Annotated in this window: 4 protein-coding genes; 2 read left to right on the top strand and 2 right to left on the bottom strand. The window is 44.7% G+C overall.

All coding sequences use genetic code 11. The features are described 5' to 3' along the window. Window positions 1–98: 98 nt before the first annotated feature. Window positions 99–1586, bottom strand: coding sequence for a glycerol kinase GlpK (glpK, locus tag A3761_RS10620; RefSeq protein ID WP_068513108.1), 1488 nt, complete (start codon window positions 1584–1586; stop codon window positions 99–101). 157 nt (window positions 1587–1743) lie between these two features. On the opposite strand from glpK, the gene A3761_RS10615 reads away from it, so the two are divergent. Continuing rightward, the gene (locus A3761_RS10615; protein ID WP_068554486.1) at window positions 1744–2502 is read left to right on the top strand and encodes a DeoR/GlpR family transcriptional regulator; all 759 of its coding nucleotides are present in this window, start codon (window positions 1744–1746) and stop codon (window positions 2500–2502) included. A 259-nt stretch (window positions 2503–2761) separates the two neighbouring features. Continuing rightward, on the top strand, window positions 2762–4330 hold the full coding sequence (gene glpD / locus A3761_RS10610; RefSeq protein ID WP_068567642.1) for a glycerol-3-phosphate dehydrogenase: 1569 nt from the start codon (window positions 2762–2764) through the stop codon (window positions 4328–4330). A 227-nt stretch (window positions 4331–4557) separates the two neighbouring features. Here the strand turns inward: glpD and A3761_RS10605 are convergent. Then, window positions 4558–5344 (bottom strand): AgmX/PglI C-terminal domain-containing protein (locus tag A3761_RS10605; protein WP_068750197.1); only part of this gene is annotated, 787 nt, incomplete at its 5' end.

Raw genomic sequence — 5344 nt, 5'->3', positions numbered from 1 at the left:
TTACTATATTGTTCACTTCTCGACAATTTCCTAATATTATGCGCGACAATAGTGAAAACTACTATCCTTAAAGTCTAGCATTCAACTATCACTGACGCTTAATTTTGTTCAGTTTTTACGCGTCCGACGGCATCTAACCAGCCGCTATAGAGTTTTTTTGCATCTTCTGGACAAATATCAGGTGAAAAACGTTTATCAAGATGCCACATATCTGCAATCGTCTCGACGCTTTCAAATAAACCGGCCTTTAAACCAGCCAAGTATGCCGCACCTAATGCCGTGGTCTCGACAATTTCAGGCCGGTCAACCGAAACATTCAGAAGGTCAGATAGAAACTGTACAACCCAGTCATTGACCACCATGCCTCCATCTACTCTTAAAGTGTTTACTTGCGCACCATCTTTCTCCATCGCGTGGAGCAGATCCCTTGTCTGATAACACACTGACTGTAGGCCAGCTGTGACGATTTCTTCTATCCCCGTATCTCGAGTTAAACCGAACAAAGCACCTCGTGCATTCGGATCCCAATAAGGCGCACCTAAGCCAGTAAAGGCTGGTACCAGATAAACCGAATTGTCATAACCAACCTTCTTGGCCATCGCCACCGTTTCACTAGCATGAGAGATAAACTTTAAGCCATCACGCAACCATTGCACTGCCGCTCCTGCAACAAAGATGCTGCCCTCCAGAGCGTATGTCACTTCAGAATTCAGACGGTAGGCAACAGTAGTCAGTAAACGATTATTGGAGCGTAGTGGCTTCGCACCCGTATTGGCAATCATAAAGCAACCTGTTCCATAAGTGCTTTTGATCATGCCTGGCGTAAAGCAAGCCTGCCCTACCAAGGCGGACTGCTGATCACCTATCATACCGTAGACAGGCATAGAGATACCGAAAAGCTCAGCCTCGGTGTCACCAAACTCATCACTGCTATCCTTGACCTCAGGCAACAACTGTTCCGGGACATCAAAAATCTGTAACAGTTCTTTATCCCACTCTTGTGTATGTATATTGAACAAGGAAGTTCGAGAGGCGTTCGTGGCGTCACTGGCATGCGACCGACCACCGGTTAAGCGCCATAGCAGGAAAGTATCGACAGTTCCAAACGCCAAGTCCCCTTCGCGAGCTCGTTCATCAGCATCATCGACATTATCAAGAATCCAACGAATCTTACTCGCTGAGAAGTATGGGTCTACCAACAAGCCAGTCTTTTCAGAAATAGTATCTTCCAAGCCTTTATCTTTCAGGCTCTGGCAAAACTCAGAGGTTCGGCGATCCTGCCAAACAATTGCCGGATAGATTGCCTTTCCTGTCTTTCTATCCCAAACAATCGTCGTCTCCCGCTGATTGGTAATACCGATCCCCATTACCTGGTCGGATTCAAGATCTAATTTGGCAAGAACTTGCTTGATTACGCTGACAGTCGTACTCCATATTTCTTCTGGATCATGTTCGACCCATCCATCGTTTGGAAAGTGCTGGGTAAATTCAGCTTGCGCAGTAAACGCTACACGGCCTTGGTGATCAAATAGTAAAGCACGTGAGCTTGTCGTCCCTTGATCAATAGAAAGAATGAACTGAGCCATATTATGATCCCTAAAAATATTATTTTGTCGTATAGTTCAATACACTTACATGTGTAAATGTTATTATTTCAATATTAGCCAGGTGTGCAGGTGAAGGGTTCTTCTATATTGCACGACCTATGCTTTCGTTAACTGTTTATAAGAAGTCTGCGTTACCATGAAACAAAGTGAAAGACACTCTCGTATCATAGAGATCGTAAGTAGTTCCGGGTTTGCAACAATTGAAGAGCTTGCCAGCAAATTTGATGTTACACCACAAACCATTCGTCGAGACTTAAAAGAGCTCGACAACGAAAACAAGATCCAACGTTTTCACGGCGGCGCTGGCCTTAGCTCCACTATTTTAAATACCTCTTACTCTAACCGTAAAGTTGCTTTCCTCAAAGAAAAGCAGCGTATTGCTGAAGCCGTGGCGCTAGAGATTCCTGACCACTCTTCTATCTTCATCAATATCGGCACCACCACTGAAGCAATAGCCCAGACACTTCTCAACCACAATAACCTCACGGTGATTACTAACAACCTTCACGTAGCGAGCATCTTGAGCACCAAAGATGACTTTACAATTATTATCGCGGGCGGTGTTGTCCGCAATCGTGATGGAGGTGTAATGGGTGAAGCAACGATAGATTTCGTCAGCCAGTTTAAAGTCGACTACGCGATCATTGGTATCAGCGGTATCGACGATACAGGTGACCTGCTCGACTTCGACTATCAGGAAGTGAGAGTTTCTCGAGCAATTGTCGAGAACTCCCGCAATATTTTCCTTGCCGCTGACCATTCAAAATTCGGACGGGATGCCTTAACTCGGCTTGGTAACATTGCCGAAGCTCATCATATATTTACCAGTGAAACACCACCGGAAAGCATCGTAAGTATTCTGAATAAAGAAAATATCAAGCTTACCGTCGCCTAACCCCTACCAATTCAACCCTGCATCGACGCCTTACTGAACCTGCGTCGATGTTTGTTTATCACTTCTACATAGCTATTTTTCACGCGCCATTTATAACAATTCACGCCGTCCTATTCTAAGATTATTTTCAATTAATTTTCAGAAAGCCTAATTCTGTCACGCTTTTTCGAAAAACTGTTGAACAATTATTACATTTCGCCTAGCCAAATGTTCGTTTTATGACATAATATGTAAAATTATTAACGTTTTTGAGGTTTATATGAACATTAGCAGTGAAAAAAAGGAACTTTTCTATGATTTAGCTATTGTTGGGGGTGGCATTAACGGGGCTGGTATTGCTGCCGATGCCGCTGGCCGAGGCTTAAAAGTGTTCTTATGTGAACAAAATGACTTGGCTTCAGGTACATCTTCCAGCAGTAGCAAGCTAATACATGGTGGACTAAGGTACCTGGAACACTACGAGTTCAGACTAGTTAAAGAAGCGCTGGCAGAAAGAGAAGTACTGCTTAATAAAGCACCTCACCTTGTCTCACCCCTGAAGTTCGTCATGCCTCACCGCCCTCACCTTCGCCCTGCATGGATGATCCGCTGTGGCTTGTTTATGTATGACCACTTGAGCAAACGAAATACCTTGCCCAAAGCACGGAAGGTGAAATTTGATGGTCATGCACCTTTTACAAACTCGATCACCAAAGGCTTTCAATATCATGACTGCTGGGTCGATGATTCACGTTTGGTAGTTATGAATGCGATAGATGCCCATAATCGTGGTGCAAGCATTGAAGTTCAATCACAGTGCCATAACTTGAGCTTCGACAAAGATCTTGGTCGTTGGCGCCTAAGTATCTTCAACAAGATCGAACAGCGCAGCTACGATATTCTCGCAAGCAATATCGTTAATGCCTCAGGCCCCTGGTTAAACAGCTTTCTTGATTCAGCGGCAGAAGATATTAAACCGGCTCGAAATATTCGACTGATTAAAGGCAGCCATATTATCGTTCCCCGCTTTGAAGAACTGGATGAAGCTTACATTCTACAGAACGAAGACAAGCGTGTGGTATTTGTACTTCCCTATCTTGATCACTTTTCAATAATCGGAACCACCGATAAAGAATACCAAGGAAAGCCAGAAGACGTAGCAATTGAAGAGTGGGAAGTTGATTACCTGATTAAGGTATACAATCAACATTTCAAACGTTCGATTTCTCGTGAAGATATCCAGTCTACCTATTCTGGCGTCCGTCCACTGTGTGATGATGAATCAAACGACCCCTCAGCAATCACCCGTGATTACACGCTAGAACTCCATCAGGAAAGTGAAAGCAACGCCCTGCTTTCAATCTATGGCGGCAAAATCACCACTTACAGAAAGCTTTCAGAAGCGGTTCTAAACAAGCTGTCGCCATTTATTAAGGAGCTTGGTAAACCTTGGACTGCAGATGAACCGATGCCCGGAGTTCAGTTCGTTGGTCAAACAAGAGAGCAGATAGAACAAGCTATTAACAAGAAAGCGCCATGGCTAACTCATACTCTCGTACAACGCTACCTCAAATCATATGGCACCCTTTGCTTTAGCTTTCTAGCGAACAAACAAGGCATGAGCGATATGGGAGAATACTTTGGTGCCGACTTATTCTCTGCAGAAGTCGACTACCTGATTGAACACGAATGGGCACGCTCAGCTGAAGATATTCTCTGGCGCCGCAGCAAACTCGGTTTGTTTTTGAATGAAGAGGAAATTTCGAAGCTTAAACTGTATTTTGAGGGGCGTTTTTCTGGGCTCGCATCAAAAAAGCCAGCCAAAGCGGCGACTGAAGTCGCTGCTTAGGCATTCACCCTAAGCTCGTGGTAGAGGCATCAATGCTTCGATTGCGGGCTATGATCATTAGCGAGGGGCGGAACCCTCTGCTTACGAGCGGGGGTTAGTATCGTATTTCTGGGATAGCGACCATACTTGTAGGCAGAGGCCTCCGTGCCTCGCTGGCGGGTTAGCACGAGTTCGATCATTAGCGAATGGGCGGAACCCTCTGCCTATGGATAGCAAATAAATTTGGGCTAGCCTGGGAATAACTCTATTGGATAGCTAATCGTTGCCTGATCGACACCTGACTTCTGTCCGAAGTTGACTAAGCGCAGACGCTTACAAATTTTGCTTTCCAGTCTTGGCTCATTCAGTGTTGACTCTACTGCCGAACAGCTAGAGACCTGACCACTTGGCTCAACGACTAGCTGTGCAGTAAAGGCTCCTTGCAGTGAAGGCTTCTTACGCAGTGCGCGATTATAAATACTGTTAATCGCAGATTTATTGGCGTCCATGGTGCGACGAATATCTTCACGAGTACGCTGAGCAACCATGCGCTTCGCATCCAGTTCTGCCAGTTCAAGCGCGGTTTGAATTTCTTCAGCTTTTTCTACTTCCGTCATCTCTCTTGAGGCCAATTCCATTCTCTGTGTTTCTTGCGTCAACTTGGTTTCATCAATGCCTGCACTGCGTGAAGTTTTCGCTCTTGAGGCGAGCTTATCTTCAACTTTACGAGCAATAGGTTTTGCCGAAATCGTTTTGGGCGTATCGAGTTTAACGCTATCAGCTAAGCTACTTAGTGCAGACAACTGATTACTCATCGCTAGCAAACCAGATGTTTTGGCTTTCTCTCGTGCCAACTGAATATCTTTTGCTTTCGGCTTAATTTTTGGCTTGGGCTTTTTCGCTATTTGAGCCTTAGGTTTTGGTTTCGGTTTTGGCTTCTCAGCAACTTTCTTCTCAGGCTCAACCTTCTTAATCTCTTTCTTAATCTCTTTTTTAAGGACAGGTTTAGGCTTTTCTTTTTTCTTAAGTATGACC

The organism is Oleiphilus sp. HI0123, assembly GCF_001635315.1.
This window is presented reverse-complemented; position numbering and strand designations above follow the sequence as displayed.